Annotated in this window: 16 protein-coding genes; 6 read left to right on the top strand and 10 right to left on the bottom strand. The window is 71.9% G+C overall.

Going from position 1 to position 18,085, the window contains the following annotated elements:
• Positions 1–45: 45 nt before the first annotated feature.
• Both AC07A4_RS20450 and AC07A4_RS20455 read left to right on the top strand, forming a co-directional pair.
• Positions 46–480, top strand: coding sequence for a hypothetical protein (locus tag AC07A4_RS20450; protein ID WP_478600497.1), 435 nt, complete (start codon positions 46–48; stop codon positions 478–480).
• A gap of 104 nt (positions 481–584) precedes the next feature.
• On the top strand, positions 585–1,703 hold the full coding sequence (locus tag AC07A4_RS20455; protein ID WP_478600500.1) for an ADP-ribosylglycohydrolase family protein: 1,119 nt from the start codon (positions 585–587) through the stop codon (positions 1,701–1,703).
• 10 nt (positions 1,704–1,713) lie between these two features.
• Here the strand turns inward: AC07A4_RS20455 and AC07A4_RS20460 are convergent, their stop codons facing one another.
• The 3 genes from AC07A4_RS20460 to AC07A4_RS20470 all read right to left on the bottom strand — a co-directional run bounded on the left by AC07A4_RS20460 (position 1,714) and on the right by AC07A4_RS20470 (position 4,612).
• Positions 1,714–1,998, bottom strand: a complete 285-nt coding sequence (locus AC07A4_RS20460) for a hypothetical protein (RefSeq protein ID WP_478600502.1) — start codon at positions 1,996–1,998, stop codon at positions 1,714–1,716.
• 10 nt (positions 1,999–2,008) lie between these two features.
• The gene (locus AC07A4_RS20465; RefSeq protein ID WP_478600505.1) at positions 2,009–3,574 is read right to left on the bottom strand and encodes a sodium:solute symporter family protein; all 1,566 of its coding nucleotides are present in this window, start codon (positions 3,572–3,574) and stop codon (positions 2,009–2,011) included.
• A gap of 252 nt (positions 3,575–3,826) precedes the next feature.
• Entirely contained in the window at positions 3,827–4,612 is a 786-nt protein-coding gene (locus AC07A4_RS20470) for an SDR family oxidoreductase (protein ID WP_478600508.1), read from the bottom strand.
• A 74-nt stretch (positions 4,613–4,686) separates the two neighbouring features.
• Here AC07A4_RS20470 and AC07A4_RS20475 point away from each other — a divergent pair, with 74 nt between their 5' ends.
• Positions 4,687–5,550 carry a hypothetical protein gene (locus AC07A4_RS20475; protein WP_478600511.1) on the top strand — a complete coding sequence of 288 codons (864 nt, stop codon included), beginning with the start codon at positions 4,687–4,689 and terminating at the stop codon, positions 5,548–5,550.
• 161 nt (positions 5,551–5,711) lie between these two features.
• Here the strand turns inward: AC07A4_RS20475 and AC07A4_RS20480 are convergent, their stop codons facing one another.
• From AC07A4_RS20480 to AC07A4_RS20490, 3 genes are all read right to left on the bottom strand, one after another.
• Positions 5,712–5,921, bottom strand: coding sequence for a DUF397 domain-containing protein (locus AC07A4_RS20480; RefSeq protein WP_478600514.1), 210 nt, complete (start codon positions 5,919–5,921; stop codon positions 5,712–5,714).
• Positions 5,922–6,173: 252 nt separating this feature from the next.
• A complete protein-coding gene (locus tag AC07A4_RS20485; protein ID WP_478600516.1) occupies positions 6,174–7,031 on the bottom strand; it encodes a helix-turn-helix domain-containing protein in 858 nt (285 codons plus the stop codon).
• 416 nt (positions 7,032–7,447) lie between these two features.
• Complete coding sequence (locus tag AC07A4_RS20490; protein ID WP_478600518.1) at positions 7,448–8,221, bottom strand: GOLPH3/VPS74 family protein; 774 nt, start codon at positions 8,219–8,221, stop codon at positions 7,448–7,450.
• Between the two features lie 240 nt (positions 8,222–8,461).
• Between AC07A4_RS20490 and AC07A4_RS20495 the strand changes: the two genes are divergently transcribed.
• Complete coding sequence (locus AC07A4_RS20495; protein WP_478600521.1) at positions 8,462–10,870, top strand: D-alanyl-D-alanine carboxypeptidase; 2,409 nt, start codon at positions 8,462–8,464, stop codon at positions 10,868–10,870.
• A gap of 92 nt (positions 10,871–10,962) precedes the next feature.
• Here AC07A4_RS20495 and AC07A4_RS20500 read toward each other — a convergent pair whose 3' ends face one another.
• From AC07A4_RS20500 to AC07A4_RS20510, 3 genes are all read right to left on the bottom strand, one after another.
• Positions 10,963–12,600, bottom strand: a complete 1,638-nt coding sequence (locus tag AC07A4_RS20500) for a hypothetical protein (RefSeq protein ID WP_478600524.1) — start codon at positions 12,598–12,600, stop codon at positions 10,963–10,965.
• 346 nt (positions 12,601–12,946) lie between these two features.
• Positions 12,947–13,780, bottom strand: a complete 834-nt coding sequence (locus AC07A4_RS20505; protein ID WP_478601051.1) for a MerR family transcriptional regulator — start codon at positions 13,778–13,780, stop codon at positions 12,947–12,949.
• A gap of 115 nt (positions 13,781–13,895) precedes the next feature.
• Positions 13,896–15,830 carry a transglycosylase domain-containing protein gene (locus tag AC07A4_RS20510; protein WP_478600527.1) on the bottom strand — a complete coding sequence of 645 codons (1,935 nt, stop codon included), beginning with the start codon at positions 15,828–15,830 and terminating at the stop codon, positions 13,896–13,898.
• A gap of 185 nt (positions 15,831–16,015) precedes the next feature.
• Here AC07A4_RS20510 and AC07A4_RS20515 point away from each other — a divergent pair, with 185 nt between their 5' ends.
• Together AC07A4_RS20515 and AC07A4_RS20520 are read left to right on the top strand one after the other, a co-directional pair.
• A complete protein-coding gene (locus tag AC07A4_RS20515) occupies positions 16,016–16,363 on the top strand; it encodes a GntR family transcriptional regulator (RefSeq protein WP_478600530.1) in 348 nt (115 codons plus the stop codon).
• A complete protein-coding gene (locus AC07A4_RS20520; RefSeq protein WP_478600532.1) occupies positions 16,360–17,328 on the top strand; it encodes a DUF1648 domain-containing protein in 969 nt (322 codons plus the stop codon). The genes AC07A4_RS20515 and AC07A4_RS20520 overlap by 4 nt, the downstream gene beginning before the upstream one ends.
• Positions 17,329–17,384: 56 nt before the next feature.
• On the opposite strand, the gene AC07A4_RS20525 is transcribed toward AC07A4_RS20520, so the two are convergent.
• The gene (locus AC07A4_RS20525; protein ID WP_478600535.1) at positions 17,385–17,702 is read right to left on the bottom strand and encodes a hypothetical protein; all 318 of its coding nucleotides are present in this window, start codon (positions 17,700–17,702) and stop codon (positions 17,385–17,387) included.
• Positions 17,703–18,085 lie beyond the last annotated feature (383 nt).

Below are 18,085 nucleotides of genomic sequence, written 5' to 3' on the forward strand. Positions count from 1 at the left end.
AACGCCCGCCTGGCTGGAGCCCATTCCCGGCGCGACGCTGGGCGCATGACCGACAACACCACACAGGCCACCGTCTGGCGCCGCCGCAACGACTCCACCGGCCTCACCACGCCCCGTACCCTCCTGCGCGTCTACACCCCGACCGGCACCCTGGAAGACGTCACCGCCTCCTACGAGCGGCTGCTCGGCGTGGAGAAGGACATGTGGTTCACCTATCCCGAGGCGCGGCTGCGGCTCGCCGTCGTGGGGAGCTTCCTGATCGTGGAGGGCTCGGAGGACGTCCTGGCGCCGTTTAGGAGCACGGACGGGACGCTGGTCGTGGACTCCGCCGAGCGGTACGTGGAGCGCCTGGCCGCCGAGGGTGCCGAGCTCCTCGTACCGCCGCACCGCGTTCCGACCGGCACCGGGTTCACCGCGCGGCACCGGGACGGCACGGTCGTCGAATACGTAGAACACCGGCCAACTCCCGACGGTAACTAGGGAAAACGCACCTTCCGTACAAAGCGATTGCCCCCTGAACCCACCGTTCCCGTTCGATTACAGTGCTGCCGAGTCGGACGCCGAGGCACGGGAAAGGGGGTTCGGTGAGTGCCGCAGCAGCCACCGGGGTGTGGGGCCGCGCCGAGCAGCAGGACTTCCGCAGCCGGGTGCGCGGCGCGCTGCTCGGGGCCGCCGTCGGGGACGCGCTCGGCGCGCCCGTGGACCCCCTGAGCCTGGCCGACCTCCGTGCCGAGCACGGCGCCGAAGGCCTGACCGAACCCGCCCCCGCGCACGGCAGACGCGGCGCGGTCACCGCCGCCACGCAGCTGTCGCTGTTCAGCGTGGACGGGCTGATACGGGCGCAGGTGCGCCGCGACACCGGGGCCTGGCACCCGCCGACCGATGTGCACCGGGCCTACCGGCGCTGGGCGGCCACCCAGCGCGACTGGGGGCCCGACGAGCGGCGCGAGGAGGACGGCTGGCTGGCCCGCGAGGAGTGGCTGTACGCGCGGCGCTCGCCCGCCCGCGCCTGCCTCACCGGGCTCGCCGACGACCGCATGGGCACCCTCGACGTGCCGAAGAACCCGGGCGAGCAGGGGCCGGAGGCCGCGACGCGGTCCGCGCCGTTCGGGCTGCTCGTGGGGTGGGAGCCGCAGCTGGTCCTTCAGCTCGCCGTGGAGTGCGCGGTGCAGACGCACGGCCACGCGACCGCCTATCTCGCGGCGGGCGCGCAGGCCGTGCTCGTGCACGGCCTGGCCCGTGGCGAGTCCCTCGACGGGGCCATCCAGCGGTCCCTGGCGCTGCTCGCCGCGCGGCCGGGGCACCAGCCCGTCGTCGACGGCCTGCGGCACGCGCTCGGCGCCGTCCGGCAGGGCATGCCGACCGCCGCGCGCGTCGAGGAGCTGATCGGCGACGGCACGGCGGAGGGTGTCCTTTCCGCCGCCGTGTACTGCGCGCTGGTCGGCGAGGACATCCGGCACGGGCTGCGGCTCGCCGTCAACCACGGCGGCCCGTCGGCGGCGGCGGGCGCGCTGTGCGGGGCGCTGCTCGGCGCGCTGCACGGCGAGACCGCGCTGCCGCCGGGCTGGCTGACCGAGCTGGAGGGCCGGGCCACCGTCCTGGAGCTCGCCGATGACTTCGCCATGGAGATGACGCAAGGGCCCGCCCTGCACACTCCGGCCGGAGCCGCGCCGGGCTGGCTGGCGCGGTATCCGAGGGGTTGACCGAGGCTTCTTACACCTGGGAGTCCGCGAGGATCTCCAGGGCCCGCTTCTTCAGCTCGGGGCTCGCCTGCTGCGCGTTCCCCGCGTCGAAGGGCGGCCTCGGGTCGTACTCCACCGCGTGCCGCCGCACTTGGGCGACCAGGCGGGGCTCGAAATCCGGTGCGGGTGTGCGGCCGGGTGCGGCGCCGTCGTGGTGCTCCGCCGCTTCGCGGCGGATTTTCCCCGCCCGCCCCAATTTGGGGCGGGCGGGCGGGGAACGCGAGCGCGTTAGCGCGAAGCCACCCGCGGACGACATCCGGCGGAGGCTACGAAACCGCCTTAGGGGGCGCGGGCTCCGCCTGCGACGGCAGCGGCAGGGCCCCGGCGGCGGAGCCGTCATCGTCGGTGTTGATGCGCTCGATGAGCGCGTCCCGCTCAGGCGTGTCCTCCGGCTTCACGTACCCGATCAGGACGTACAGCACCAGCGAGACCGCCAGCGGAATCGACACCTGGTACTGCAGGGGCACGCCCCCGTCGACGTTCCAGTGGATGGGGTAGTTGACCAGCCAGAAGGCGAGCAGCCCGGCGGCCCAGCTGGTGAGCGCCGCCGTGGGCCCGCAGCGGCGGAACGTGCGCAGCAGGCCGAGCATCATCGGGATGGCGATGGGGCCCATGAGTCCGGCGACCCACTTGATGACGACGGTGATGATGTCGTTGAAGGTGGGGGAGTTGACCTGGGTGGCGACCGCCATGGACAGGCCAAGGAAGACGACGGTGGTCACGCGGGCGGCGATGAGCCCGACGTGGTCCGTCCACTGCCGGGCGCGCCGGGACAGGACGGGTGCCACGTCGCGGGTGAAGACGGCCGCGATGGCGTTGGCGTCGGAGGAGCACATGGCCATCGTGTGGGAGAAGAAGCCGACGATGACCAGGCCCAACAGGCCGTGCGGGAGCAGCTGTTCCGTCATCAGGGCGTAGGAGTCGGAGCCGTCGGGCTTCTTCGCGTCGACGAGCAGCGGCGACATCCACATGGGGAAGAACAGGACCAGCGGCCACACCAGCCACAGGATCGCCGACAGCTTCGCGGAGCGCGAGGCCTCGCGGGCGTTGGCGGTGGCCATGTACCGCTGGGCCTGGTTGAGCATGCCGCCGTTGTACTCGAAGAGCTTGATGAACAGGAACGCGAGCAGGAAGACCGTGCCATAGGGGCCGACCAGCGGCTTCTCGTGGCCGTCGAGCTCGGGCCGGTCCCAGACGCCGAAGAAGCCGCCGTAGTCGCCGAGTTCCACGACCACGGCCACGAACATGGCGATGCCCGCGAGGAGCTGGATCACGAACTGGCCGAGCTCGGTGAGGGCGTCCGCCCACAGGCCGCCGATGGTGCAGTAGACGGCGGTGACGGCGCCGGTGATGAGGATGCCCTGGTTGAGGGAGACGCCGGTGAACACGGAGAGCAGGGTGGCGATGGCGGCCCACTTGGCGCCCACGTCCACGATCTTCAGGAGCATTCCGGACCAGGCGAGCGCCTGCTGGGTGGGCAGGTTGTAGCGGTTCTTCAGGTACTCAAGGGGGGACGCCACGTGCAGCCGTGAGCGCAGCCGGTTGATGCGCGGCGCGAACAGGCGGGAGCCGATCGCGATGCCGAGGGCGATGGGGAAGGACCAGGTGACGAAGGACGTGACGCCGTAGGTGTAGGCGATGCCCGCGTAGCCGGTGAACATCACCGCGCTGTAGCCGGACATGTGGTGCGAGATGCCGGACAGCCACCAGGGCATCTTGCCCCCGGCGGTGAAGAAGTCGCTGACGTTGTCCACGCGCTTGTGGGACCAGACGCCGATCGCGACCATCACGCCGAAGTAGCCGATGAGCACGGCCCAGTCGAGACCGTTCATATCCCCCTCCCGGGGTCCGCCTTGTGAACTCGGTCAACTCCGCTGATCTGGTGGGAACTTCGCCCGCGCGGCACGGTGGCGGCCGGGAAGGGCCCGCTCATCGTCGGTTCGGCGGCGCGGCACGGACAACCGCCCGCACGGTCAAGAGGAAGTAAAATCGTTCGAGTTGACGACCTTGGTTCATGTATGTGACTCGCGGGGGTCGGGAAAAGCCCCCGGTCGCCACCGGGGGCCATGAGGAGCGATGCGAGGTCAGCGCATCAGCTCCCCCGCGTTCACCAGCAGCGACTGCCCCGTGATCGCCCGCGCGCGGTCCGAGGCGAGGAAGGCGCACGCGTCGGCCACGTCCCCGTCCGTGGCCAGCTCCGGCAGGGCCATCCGCTCGGTGAGGCGGCGCTTGACCTCGTCCTCGGACACGCCCTCGGCCTGCGCGGTGAACGTCACGTACGCCTCCACCGGAGGGCCCCACATCCAGCCGGGCTGCACGGTGTTGACCCGGATGCGGTGCGGTCCGAGCTCGCGCGCCAGCGAGTACATCGCGGACACCAGCGCCCCCTTCGACGCCGCGTACGCCGCCTGGCGCACCTGCGAGGGCGCGGCCACCGACGACTGCGTACCGATCAGGACGACCGAGCCGCCGCGCTCCTTGAGCGCGGGCAGACAGGCCCGGGTCATGCGCAGCGAACCGAGCAGGTTCACGTCGAGGACGCCCGCCCAGGTGGCGAAGTCGGCCTCTTCAAGGCCGCCGAAGAGGCTGTCCCAGGCCGCGACCTGGACGAGCGCGTCGATCCGGCTGAACCGCTCCACGGCGAGGGCGGCGAGCGCCGCGCACTGGTCCTCGTCGGTGATGTCCGTCGTGCGGTACGCGACGCGGGCGCCGGAGGGGTCGGCGTCGGCGGCGGACTTGGCGAGGCTGGCCTCCGTGCGCGCCCCCAGCACGGCGTTGCCGCCCTCGCGCACCACGGCCACGGCCACCTGGTGGCCGAGCCCGGCGCCGACACCCGAGACGATCACGGTCTTTCCCTGGAGCAACGGCATACGGGCCTCCCGGCTCTGGCCTTCTGTCTGACGGGGCGTCAGAGTATGGGCCCGCGCGGAAGAAGGGGAGAGTCATGGGCGAGGACACCCAGGGCCGGGAGCAGGGCGAGGGCGACGTCGAGGCGTACGGCCGGCTCGCGGCCGCGGGGCCGTACGGCGTGCGCCCGGGGCACGCGCTGATCACCATGGTGGAGCCGCACCCGGGGCACGAGTACGCGTACAACCGCTGGTACGAGGACGACCACTACTACGCGGGCGCCATGGCGATGCCGTGGATGTTCGCCGGGCGGCGCTGGGTGGCGACCCGGGAGCTCCAACTGCTGCGGCGCCCGGAGAAGTCGGCGGTCGCCGAGCCGGTGACGGCGGGCTGCTATCTGTCGACGTACTGGATCACCGAGGGCCGCTACGACGCGCACATGAAGTGGACCGTCGCCATCAACAAGCGCCTCAACCGCGACGGCCGCGTTCACCAGGCGCGCACCCATGTCTTTACCGCCTTCCAGGACCACGAGGCGACGGTCTACCGCGACGGCGCCGCAGGACCGCGCGACGTTCACGCGCTCGACCACCCCTACCAGGGCCTCGTCCTTGAGGTGATCGACACCGAGGGGCGCGAGGAGCGCGCCCGGCTCGTGGAGTGGCTGCGCGCCCGGCACCTGCCCCGGGCGCTCGCGGGCTCGCCCGCCGCGATGGCCGTGGTGTTCCGGCCGACGCCGCTGCCGGGGGACCGGATGACGTATGTGAAGCAGGTCGAGGGCGTGGACACCCGGCTCACGCTGCTGTGGTTCCTGGAGTGCGATCCGCGCGACTGCTGGCAGGAGCGCTTCGCCGGGCGCGAGGCCGAGGTGGCCGAATCGGGGGCGGGGCGGGTGGAGTTGCTCGCCCCGTTCCTGCCGACGGTGCCGGGCACGGACCGCTACGTCGACCGGCTCCGCTAGCGCCGCCGGGCCGTCCCTGACAGGGCCGAGCCCCCTCGGCCGGGACGGCGGACCAGTCGAGAGGGCTCATGCGGTTGGTGCTATGCGGTTGTGCCTGCGGTTGTCTTCGAGGGTGGTGTGCGCCGTGGTGGTGCCTGCGGCGCACCGCGAGCTTGCACGTATCACCCGAGGTCGTGAGACCCCTCGCACACCTCGGTCACGAAGGCGTTCCACGAGTGGGCGGGGAAGGCGAGGACGGGGCCGTCCGTGACCTTCGAGTCGCGCACGGAGATCGCGTGCACGACCGGCGACTTGACCTCGACGCACGCGCCGTTACCGGTGGAGTAGGAAGACTTGGTCCACGAGGGCGACGCGCCTTGCTGGATTGCCATGGTTGCTCCGTTTTGCGCAGTTGAGGAATTGCTGTATCCGCCGAGAGGCGGTATACGCCAAGGCTCTTGCTGTTGGCGTGAATGACGCTACTCGCCAATCTCGAGGGACGGATGGGTCGTTCACTCAACCGGATGGCATATTCCAGTGGGGTCTTCCGCCCCGGCCTGGCGAAGGTGTACCGTGCGGCGCTTTTCTGGCCCAGCCGCCCCGGTCCAGCCTTCCCCCGCAACTGGAAGACCTAATTCCGAATCTCAGCGGGCGTAGTGCTTGGCGATGTCCGCGATCAGCTGCCTTGATTGGTCCACATTCAGCGCCTGTGCCCGCAGATGCTCGTACATGACGCTGTACTGCTGCACGTCATTCGACTTTTCCAGATACAGGTCGCTGGTGACGCCCTCGATGTAGACGACGCTGGAGTCCGACGCGTCCGGGAACTCCAGAATCGCGTACTGCCCGTTCAGACCGGGGTGCGCGCCCATCTCGAAGGGGATCACCTGGACCGTCACGTGCGGCAGCTGCGACTGCTCGATCAGGTGCTCCAGCTGCTCGCGCATCAGCGCGGGGGTGCCGACGACGCGGCGCAGCGCCGACTCGTCGAGCACGGTCCACAGCCGCAGCGGGTTCTCCGGCGCCGCGACGCGCTCCTGGCGGCGCATGCGCACCTGGACCCGTTTCTCGATGTCCGTCTGGGTGGTCTCCGGGAGCGCGCCGGTGATCAGCGCCTCGGCGTACGCCCTGGTCTGGAGCAGTCCGGGGACGACCTGCGGATCGTAGACGCGCAGCGACGCCGCGTCGGTCTCCAGACCGATGTAGACGCTGTACGGGATGTCGCCGAAGGAATGCCACCAGCCCTGCTGGCGGGAGTCCTTGGCCATCTGCATCAGCGAGTCGACGATGCGGTGGTCCTCGACCTCGTACACCCCGCACAGATCGCGGACGTCACGCTGGCTGATGGAGCGGCGGCCGTTCTCGAGGCGGCTGATCTTCGACTGCGACACCAGCAGCCGTTCCGCCACCTCCTCCGCCGTCATGCCTTTCAGCTCACGGAGCCGACGCAGCTCCTGACCGAGCCGACGCCGCCTGACGGTGGGATTGACGTTGGACGCCACGGGAAGTGCACCTCCGGCGAATATGCCTCTACTTTGCGTGTCTGCTGTGGAGCAGAGTGCCACCAAGCGACAACATGCCGCTAGGAAACAGCAGAACGACGGGCATGTGGGGGTGCCGACGCCCGGTGGCGCCGCGTGTGCTTCTCAACGGACGTGCTGGGTGAGGTGGTTGCGGCCGTGCGGGACCACGGTGCCGGTACGTCCGGCACCGGCCCCGCACGGCCGAGCGGCTCCCGAACCGGGTCTGGGGGACTGCGGCGCGGTGCTCCGCGGTGGTGCGGCGCGCCTCACGGAGCCCGAGGCGCGGGGTGCGTCACCCGGTGCGGGTGGCGCCGTGCTGCCACTGGTGTGGCTGGTGTCGCTTGGTGTGGCTGGTGGTGCTCGTACGGGATCGTGCGCGGCGTGTGGCCGTCGTGTCAGTGGGCCACGGCGCGGGCCATGGCCCCCGCACCCCGGCGCGGCTGCATCGGAACCGTGCCGGTTTCCGCGGCCGCCCTCGCCGTCCGCGCGGGCGGGCGCCCGCTCTGGCCCGCGGCGGTGGTCGCCGGACCCCGGCGCGGCTGTGCCGCCACACCGTTCTGGACGTCCATCACGGCGTGCGCCACGAGGCCGCCCATCGGGTCGTGCCGGATCAGATCCCGCAGCCGGGAGCGGGACGAGCGTCCCTCGTTGCCCGGATACAGGTGCTTGCCGAGGCCGACCGCGTGGGCCAGCGCGGCGAGCGCCGCGGTCCGCGGGTCCGGCGGTACGCCGGTGCGGATCGCCGAGTCCAGCCTGGCCCTGATGTCCCGGCTGATGGCCGTGTCCGTCGCCTGGTAGCGAGTCGTCGGCAGCACTCCGCACATCTGGCCCGCCACGGCATGCACCATGCCGCACCGCTCCAGATGCGAGAGGTAGATCTGACGCAGCCCCAGGCGGGGCCCGCCGATCCAGTGGACTGCCCGGACCGGACTGCCGCGCCTGCGCAGCAGTTCCAGTGCGGAGTCCAGAGTCGGATCTCCCGTCGGCCGTGGCATCACCACGGCGATACGATCCCCGTCAGGGGCTATCCGTCCCGCCAGTGCCAGCTCTACTAGCTGCGCTCCGGCCAGACCGAGGTCGAGCGACTGCGGCTGCGCTGTGGTACCCGTGGCCGGGTCCAAAGCGAGCAGCAGAAGCTCCTCCGGAATTGTTCTGCGGCTCCTGCCCATCCATGCCTCCCCGCGTGGATGAATGACAGGGTGACCCCTCTCACATTGGTCTGTCGAGAGTGCGTGACCGGTAAGTACGGGAACCAGTAGGTATGTCGTTCTCGTCTACCACGGGGGTTAAGCCCTCACACAGGACACTGGTACATGGTTCGGACAGTGGGTCCGGGCCGCGTCCGGTGCGGTGAAGCACGGCGAGTACGGCGAAGTACGGCGAGCACGGCGAGTAACGAGGAGGCATCGGTGGCGGGCGAGTTCCCCGACATGTCGAAGACGGTTTCTGGCGGGGGCGCCTCTGATGACGACGCGGCCGCCTCGCCCCCCACGCGTTCCTCGGCCGGGGAGGCCAACGGGGACGCGCGCCTGCGGAACGCGGTGGCGGCGTGGGTCGCGTCGGCGGACGGCGCCGATGACGCCGATGACACGAGTGGCACCAGCGACGCCGATGAAGCCGGTGGCGCCGAGGGCGTGAGCGGGGATTCGGCTGGCGGTGACGTTTCGCCTGAGCGCGCCGAGGGGGACGGCGAGCCCGCCGGGGAGCCGAAGCCGGACAAGGCCACGGCCGTGTTCCGGACGGACCGGCTCACCGCTGACGCCGGTTCCGAGGCCGCCTCCGACGCCGCCTCCGACGCCGGTGAGCGCCGCGTCGACCAGGCGACTCAGGTGTTCAAGGCGGTGCCTTCCTGGGCGAAGACCGATGACGCCGAGGATGTCGGCGACGCCGGTGACGCCAAGGGTGCCGAGGGCGCTGAGGCCGACGCGGGGGCTGACTCCAAGCCCAAGCCCGAGCCGGAGTCCAAGCCGGAGCCTGAGTCCAAGCCTGAGGCCGACTCCAGAGCCGAGGCCGAGGCCGAGCCCGCTACTGAGGCCGACAGCGACTCCGACAGCGGCTCCGATTCTGATTCCGGTGCCGGGGATGGCCCCGTCGACCGGGCCACCGCCGTCTTCAAGACCGTACGCCGGGACCCGGACAAGAAGGACGCCCCCGCTGACGAGGAGGCCGGTCTCGACCAGGCCACCGCCGTGTTCAAGGCCGTGCGGCCCGCCGGTGCCGTCGACCAGCCCACCACCATGCTCAAGCTCGGCGGCGACAAGGCGGAGGGCGACGCCAAGGCCAAGCCCAAGCCCAAGGCCGAGGCCAAGTCCAAGGCCGATCCCAGGACCGCGCCGGAGTCCGAGTCCGAGCGCACCAGCAAGTTCGTCGCCCTGAAGCCGCTCGACGAGCCGCGTGCCACGCCCGCGCCCAAGGCGCCGACGCAGGGCGCGCCCAAGCCCGAGGCCGCCGCGCCCCAGGCCCCCGCGCCCGCCCGAGGGCCCGTGCCGGAGGCCCCCGAGCGCACCACGCAGCAGCCGCTCCCGCCGAAGCCGCCCCTTGACCTGCTCGCCGAGCTGACCAACACCCCGCCGCCCCCGGAGACCCCGACCCGCACCCTGGTGCGCCGGGTCAAGATCTGGACGCCGCTGGTGCTGCTCCTGGCGATCGTGTTTGCAGTCGTACAGGCCGTGCGCCCGCTGCCCGAGGCGAAGCTGAACCTGACCGCCAAGGACACGTTCTCCTTCGGCGGCGGCAAGCCCTCGATCCCGTGGCCGAGCGACGGCCAGGCGGCCATGGACGTGGACGGCATCGGCACCTTCGGCACCTCGGGCAAGGCCAAGCCCGTACCGATCGCGAGCATCGCGAAGGTGATGACGACGTATCTGATCCTGCGCGACCACCCCATCAAGAAGGGGACCAAGGGCGCGACGCTCACCGTCGACGCCCAGGCGCAGCGCCACTACGAGAAGGGCAAGCCGGAGAACGAGTCCGTGGTCAAGGTGACCGAGGGCCAGAAGATCAAGCAGTACGAGGCCCTGCAGGCCGTCATGCTGCCGTCCGCCAACAACGTCGCGCGGATGCTCGCGCGCTGGGACAGCGGCGGCGACGAGAAGAAGTTCGTGGCCAAGATGAACAAGACGGCCAAGGAACTCGGCATGAAGAACACCCACTACACGGACCCGAGCGGCCTCGACAAGACCACCGTGTCGACCGCCGAGGACCTGGTGAAGCTCGGCCGGGTGGCGATGGAGAACCCGATGTTCAAGGAGATCGCCCGCCAGCCCAAGTACGACGACCTCAACGGCGACGAGCAGAAGAACTACTTCGGCCTCGTCCCGACGGTCGCCATCGGCATCAAGACCGGCACCACGAGCGCCGCGGGCGGCAACATCCTGTTCGCCGCGGAGAAGCGCGTCGGCGGCAAGACCCAGGTGATCATCGGTGCGGCCCTGGCCCAGTTCGGCACGAACGGCGTCGCCAACATCGACCTGGTCACGAACGTCGTGAAGGAGCTGATCGGCGCCGGTCAGGACGCGCTCAAGGCGAAGACGGTGGTGAAGAAGGGCACGGTCGTCGGCCACGTCGACGACGGCCTCGGCGGCACGACGCCGGTGGTCACCACCAAGGACGTCACCGCCGTCGGCTGGTCGGGCCTGACCGCGAAGCTGGAGCTCAGCAGCGGCGGCAAGGACGTCCCGCACACCGCGAAGAAGGGCACGAAGGTCGGCGTCCTCGCCGTGGGCGACGGCACCAACCAGGCCATCAAGGTGCCGGTGGCGCTGCAGAAGGACCTGTCCGAGCCGGGCCTCGGCACCAAGCTGACCCGGGTCGGCTGAGCCCCGGGGACAGCGGGAGCGCGGACACACGAAGGGGTGGGGGCGAGCCGGAAGGCTCGCCCCCACCCCTTCGCCGTACGGCGCGGACCCGGCTAGTCCTTCTCGTTCTCCGGCGCGCAGCGCGGCTGCGGGCCCGAGGGGCCCGAGTAGTTGGAGCCGATCCGCACGTCGCCGGGCTTGGTGACGGTCAGGCGCGTGAAGTCGCCGTCCTTGCGCAGGCAGGCGCCCTCGGCCCACAGCCACGGCGAGTAGGCGACGCGCACGATGACCGATCCCGCCTCGGGCATCCGCACGGTCATGTTGGCGCCGTCGGCGGTGATCAGGGAGCCGGGCTTGTCGACGAGCGGCACCGGGTCCTTGACCCGGTAGATCCGCCAGTTGTCGTCGTGCCAGACCTCCTTGAGGTAGCTGGGGCCGCTGGTCACGAGGTTGTGCTCGCGCTCGGCGGCGCCGTCCGGCACGCTGTCGCCCTTGTAGAGGACCACGAAGCCGACGGCCCACTGGTTCAGCCAGGCCCGGTAGGAGGCGGAGGTGAAGGCGCCCGGCTTCACCTCGGAGACCGGGCGGCCCTCGTAGAACAGGCGGCCGCGCTCCACGTCGGCCTGCCGGTTCCAGCCGCGCGCCATGTTGATGTACGGCGAGAGGACGGCGGCCTCGCGGTGGTCGCGGGCCGGGACGACCTCGACGCGGGTGCGGTCGGCGCCGAGCCGCTTCAGCTCCTTGACCACGCCGTCGGTCTCCACGGCCCAGGTCGGCACCTTCGTGTACGCCACTATGTCGCTGGTCGTCTTGATCGACACCCAGATCAACGAGAGCGCCACGGCGCAGATCAGCAGCGTGCGCTGCCAGAAGTGGGCCGTCTTGCGGGCGGCGGCCCCCGGCAGGCGCAGGGAGGGGAAGTCGCGGTTCAGGACGGCGGCGAGGAGTATGGCGGGCGCGGCGAGCTCCGCGAGCCGCTCGACGTTCGTGCCGATCGGCGTGGGGATGGTCCAGGTGAGGACGACGCCCACCGCGTACACCGCGGAGCCGATCTTCAGCAGGCGCCAGGCCGGGGGCGCGGCCAGGATGACGACCAGGCACAGGAGCACCGGCGGGAAGATCCGGACGAACGCCATCGGCTGCTCGCCCTCGAAGGGGAACAGCCAGGTGGTGAGCCCGACGACGGCGAACGGCGGCAGGATCAGGGCGAGCGCCTTGCCCCACTGGCGCATCAGCAGATAGGCGGCGCCCACCACGACGATGAACAGGCCCGCCACCGGGCTGCCCATGGCCGCGAGGGCCGCGCAGGCCACGGCGGCCGCGAGCCGCCCGCGGCCGGCCTTGCCGGAGGCGGCGAGGACGGCCCCGACGCCGAAGGCCACGCCCAGCATGAAGGTGGCGCGCCCGCACACCACCTGGCACCAGAGCGAGAAGCCCACGATGATGGCGGGCCACAGGGGCTTGCGGATGGCGCTGCGGTTGATGAGCGCGACGGCCATCCAGGTCGAGGCGAGGCCCGAGGCGAGGGCCACGGTCCGCACGCCGAAGGCCGCCATGAGGTACGGCGAGATCACGCTGTAGTTGGCGGTGTGCACGCCGCCGTACCAGAAGAGGCCGTAGGCCGAGCCCGGGTACTTCCTGACGAAGTTGGCCCAGGCCTCCTGCGCCGCGAGGTCTCCGCCGCCCGTCGCGAACACCGTCCACCACAGTGCGTAGAGCGGGAGGAGACCCAGCGTGATCATCAGTGGCATGCGGTGACGCACGTACCAGGGTTCCCGCATGTCACTCCCCGGATGGGCTCGGGAGAGTCTCGGCGGGGACAGTTCGGCAGAGGCCACGGGCGGCGATCCGTTCGGCTGGCGGGGTCAACTCCTTCGGAGTAGACGCTAACCGCTGCGGAATGGTTGGCAGACCGCGACCCCGGGCCCAGATATCGGTCAGTATGCGACGGAATGCGAAACAGTGCAGTACGACCACGTCAGCGCGGTGATGTCGGGTGTGCGGGGGCCCGGGACGCCGCTTCCCGGGCCGTCGGATGTGACGAAATTCGCGACCGCACATGTGCGCACGCCCGGGTGCGCGGGGGCGGTGGCGGCCTCAGCGCACCGGGTACGCCACGTCGCACACCTGGTCGTCGGGCCCGGCCGCGTCCCAGTCCGTGAAGTACACCTCGCGGCACGGTCCCGCCTGGCTCAGGCCCTCGCGGGCGATCCACTCCTCGACGGCGTCGAACGCGGCCACGATCTGCGGGTAGGCCACCTGCGCCTTGGTGATGCGGACGTAGGCCATCCGGTAGCCGGGCTCCGCGCGGGCCCTCAGGTCCCGGCCGCGCCCCTGGGCCGCGACCCAGGCGCGGGCCGCGTCCAGGTCGGCGACGGGCACACAGGCCTCGGCGGGGCCGTCGCTCTCCTCGGTGACCTCGGCGTGGTAGATCACGAACGGCGCGGCGGTGGCCCCGCCGCAGAGCTCGGCGGCCCGTTCCAGACGGCCGACGGCGTCGTCGATCCACGGCGGCAGGTCCTCGTTGAACAGGTGCCGCGTCTCGCACAGGACGGCGGTGCCGGGCACCTCGACCGTCTTGACCTCGAACGATCCGTACACGGTGGAGCTCCTTCCGGAGAGCCGGCCGCGAAGGTAGTCCACGAGGGTGCGCTGCCCGGCGTGCCGTTCCTCGACGCCCGTCCAGTAGCCGCTGAGCTCGTCGGCCGCCCGCTCGCCGTCCAGGCGTACGAGGTCCGAGATCCGCGCGAGCGGCATGTCCAGGCGGCGCAGCAGCGCGACGGTCCGGGCCCGCTCGACCTGCTCGGGCAGGTAGTAGCGGTAGCCGGTCGCCTCGTCCACGTGCGCCGGGGGGAGCAGGCCCTGCCGGTCGTAGAGCCGCAGTGCCTTCGCCGAGAGCCGGGTGAGGCGGGCGAAGGCGCCGATGCTCAGCCGGCCGGTGGCCGTGCTTTCGCCGAGGCGCGGCGGGTCGTGCTCCTGCTCCTGGTCGGGTGCGTCCGCACCGGGTGCGCTGTCCACGGGACCATCCTCCGTGACCGGAGGCGGTTCAGGGGGAGTCCGGGGCCTTCGCTCCGGACCCCTTGACCTTGGACCCTGCCCCAGGGGCAAGGTCAACGCCGCGCAGCGCGTCGGTCCACACCCGCTCGGCCAGGGCGTTGCCGTGCCGGGAGCCCTTGCCGCCGGTGCCGGACAGCGGCTGGAGCAGCGGGTCGCCCTTGCGCAGCCGGAACACCGTCACGGCCGTGGACACCTCCGGGGTGTACCCGGCGAACCAGGCGGAGCGGAACCGGTCCCGGTCGTTGGTGCGGCCCGCCGCCACGGGGGCGCCGCCGGTGCTCCGCACCCGGCCGAGGCTGTCGGCGGCGGCGCCCCGCAGCGCCCCGGCGACCTCCTGGGCGACCCGGGAGTCCAGGGCCCTGCGGGTGCGCGGCCGCTCCAGGCCCTCCAGGTCCTCGCCGTCCTTGGTCACCCTGGTCACGGAGTACGGGTCGTGCTGGAGGCCGCCCTTGGCGAAGGTGCCGTAGGCGCTGGCGAGCCGGATCGCGCTCGGCGAGGGGGAGCCGATCGCGAACCGGTCGTCCTTGGGGCCCAGGCTGGCGCGCAGCATCCCGGTGTCGACGGCGACGTCGCGCACCCGGTCCTCGCCGACCTCCTTGCCGAGGTGGAGGTAGGTGGCGTTGCCGCCCTTGATGAGGGCCTCGCGCGGGCTCATCCCGGCCGGGCCCTCGTCCCCGGCCACGTCGGCCACGTCGTCTTGGAGTGCGGCGGCGAGCACGAACGGCTTGAACGCCGAACCCGCGGGGACCCCCGAGGTGTCGGCGTTGTTGGAGAAGTGCCGGGTGGCGTCGGCCCCGCCGTACAGGGCGAGGACGGCCCCGTCGCGGGTGCGCACCGAGGCGGCGCCGAGCTGCACGCCCCGGTCCTCCTTGCGCGCGGCCGGGTCGAGGTCCCGGTCGAGCGCGCGGCGCGCGGCCTTGGCGAGCCGGTACACCCGGTTCTTGTCGAAGGTGGTGTGGATGCGGTAGCCGCCGCGGGCGAGGTCCTTGTCGGTGAGGCCGGTGCGCTGGCGGACGTATTTGTTGGCGATGTCGACGAGGTAGCCGGTCTGGCCGTAGTGGCCGTTGAGGCTGGTGGCGCGCGACTGCTTCAGGGGCTCGGGGAACGTGGTGTAGCGCGCGCGCTCGGCCTTGCTCATGCGTCCGGTGGCGACCTGCCGGTCGAGGATCCAGGCCCAGCGCCCGGTGGCCCTGCGGTGGTTGGCGGGGCTCGCCGACGGGTCGTACTGCTCCGCGCCCTTCAGGAGCGCGGCGAGCAGGGCGCCCTGGCTGGGGTTGAGCTTGCGGGCCGGGATGCCGTAGTAGGCGTGGGCGGCCGCCTCGATGCCGTACGCGCCGCGCCCGAACCAGCTGCTGTTCAGATAGCCCTGGAGGATCTCGTCCTTGGACTTGCGCCGGTCCACCTTCAGGGAGATGACGAACTCCCTGACCTTGCGCGTGACGGTCTGGTCCTGCGACAGGTAGGTGTTCTTCACGTACTGCTGCGTGATGGTCGAACCGCCCTGGGTCTCCTGCCCCTTCGCCATGTTCATCAGGGCGCGGCCGAGGCCCTGCGGGGAGACGCCGGAGTCGCTGTAGAAGGTGGCGTTCTCGGCGGCGATGACGGCGTCGCGCACCGGCTCGGGCACGTCGTCGAGGTCGATGCTCTGCCGGTTCACGTCCCCGGTGCTGACCATCTGGGTGCCGTCGGCCCAGAGGTAGACGTTGGCCTCCTGCTGGGCGGCGGCGTTCTCGTCGGGGATGTCCACGGTGGCGTACACGTAGGCGAGCAGCCCGCCGATGGCGCCGAAGCCCAGGAGGAACGTGCTGAGCCACTGCCGCCACGACGGCAGCCACCTCCGCACCCCGCGCCGCCCGCGCCGCGGGTAGTCGATCAGGCGGCGGCGCCTGCGGGTCCTGGCGGTGCGCGTCGTGTGTGTCCCCATGCTGGAGGAGAGGTGAGGACCTTGCGCGGGGTTGATCGGGAAGCTGTCAGCTCTTCGTAACAACGTGCAGGTCAGGGCGTGTTGGACCGTATCGGACGAAACCTGTTCGAGGGTGCGGTTCGGGCGTCGCCCCGTGGTGAGCACCCTGTTTTGCGCACATGAATGGTGCTAGCTTCATTAGCACCATGCTGCTGAGGCTGAACACCACCGACAGCGCGCCCCTGCACGAGCAGGTGGCGGGCGCCGTCCGGCGCGCCATCGCCGAGGGCGAGTGCGCGCCCGGCGACCGGCTGCCCTCGGCCCGTGAGCTGTCCCAGGCGCTCGGTGTGAACACCAACACCGTGCTGCGCGGCCTGCGGACGCTGCGCGACGAGGGCCTGCTCGAATTCCGCCGCGGCCGGGGCGTGACGGTCGCCGAGGGGGCGCGGCAGCGGTCCGCGCTCGTCGACCGGGTCCGCGATCTCGTCGCCGAGGCCGGACGCCTCGGGTACGGCAGGACCGACCTCATCGAACTGATCAAGGGGGTGCCGTGAGCGACGCGGGGACGATACGGGTGAGCCGCTGGCGCGCGGGCGTGGCCGCGGGCGGCGCGGCGGTCCTGGCGGTGCTGCTCGCGCTGCCGCTCGCGGCGGGCCACCGGCTCCCCGACCGCCTGGCCACCCACTGGAGCGCGGGCGCCGACCGACCCGACGACTCGATGCCGCTGTGGGCGGCGGCGCTGCTGCCCGCGCTGCTCTGGGCGGCCCTCGTCATCGGCGTGCTGCTCGCGGGCCGCCGCGCGGACGCGTGGAGCCCGGCGACGCTCCTGTCCACCGGGGTCTGCCTCGTCGGCGCGCAGGCCTCGATCGTGCGGGCCAACCTGGACCACGCGCACTGGCGCGACGCGGACGGCGTGACGCTGTGGGCCGTGGCCGTCGCGGTGGCTTCCCTGGCCGCCGCGGGCCTCGGCATCCTGCTCGGCCGCCGCCTCAGGCCCGCCGCCCCGGCGCCCGCCGCCGCCCCGCGCCTGGACATTCCGCCCGGCGAACGCGTCGTGTGGCTGTCGCGCGCCACCAGCCCCTGGATGCGGGCGCTCGCCGCGCTCACCGGCGCCGCGGCCCTCGCCGCGGCCGTGGTCACCGTGGCCGGGCTCACGGCCCCGCTGTGGCCGCTGGCCGCCCCGCTCGCCGTGGTGACCCTCGCCTGCGGGGCCTTCGCCTCGGTCCAGGCGACCGTGACGGAGCAGGGCCTTGAGGTGGCGTTCGGGCCGCTCGGGTGGCCGGTGCGCCGCTGGGCGCCCGCCGCCATCGAGACGGCGTACGCCGAACACCGCACCCCCGCACAGGTCGGCGGCTGGGGCTACCGCCTGAGCGGCCTCGGCACGACGGTGATGCTGCGCGGCGGCCAGTGCCTGGTGATCCGGGCCAAGGGCAAGGACTTCGCGGTGTCCGTGGACGACGCGGAGCGCGGGGCGGCGCTCCTGAACGCCCTCAACCCGGCGCGCACGCCGGGCGGTTGACAGGCGCGGGGCCGGGCGCGGGAGCGCGGGTCGGGGAGTGAGGTCCTTGCCGCCGCTCAGACCTCGTACAGCGGCAGGAAGTGGATGACCGGCTCCTCGTAGGGGTGGGCCGCGCGCACGGCGTCGCGCACGGCGCGGGCCTGGGAGGCCTCGCAGACCGAATCCACCCGGTACTCCCGGCCCCGCTGCTCCACGCCGACGGTCCCCTCGTACGGGTCGGCACCGGGCCCCGGCGTCCACGCCCCCGTGACCGGCCACAGGCTGGCGCACCGCTCGTAGCAGCCGACGCGGCCCGCGCCCGCCGCGTGCAGGGCGTCGATCACCGCCTTCGTGTGGGTCTCCGGCACGGCGATCTCGATCTTCAGACGTGTCATGCGGCCGGAGCCTAACCCGGCGCCCACCACGGTGCCGTAGGTGCCGGTGTGCCAGGAGCCGCAGGTCGAGGGGGAGCGGGCGAAGACACCCGTGCGGGCCGCCTACCTCCGCCGCTGTAGGCACTCTTGACAGCGTGCGTGCCACTTCGCCACGTTTGAGCCCCGCCGCTCGGTCCGGCTCGCAGGGCGCGGACGGCGCGACGGGGGATTTGGGGGGAGCGGTCGCCCATGCGATCCAGCGAAAACGTTCCACGCGTGGCGAACACCCGCGCCCGCGCCCGTACTTGCCCTTGTGCTCGTACTTGCTTGCACCCTTGTGTTCGTACTTGCCCTTGTGCTCGTACGGCCATGGGCGCCGCGGCTCCGGTGGAAGGCGGTTGATC

This window comes from Streptomyces sp. NPDC043996 (genome assembly GCF_056435225.1).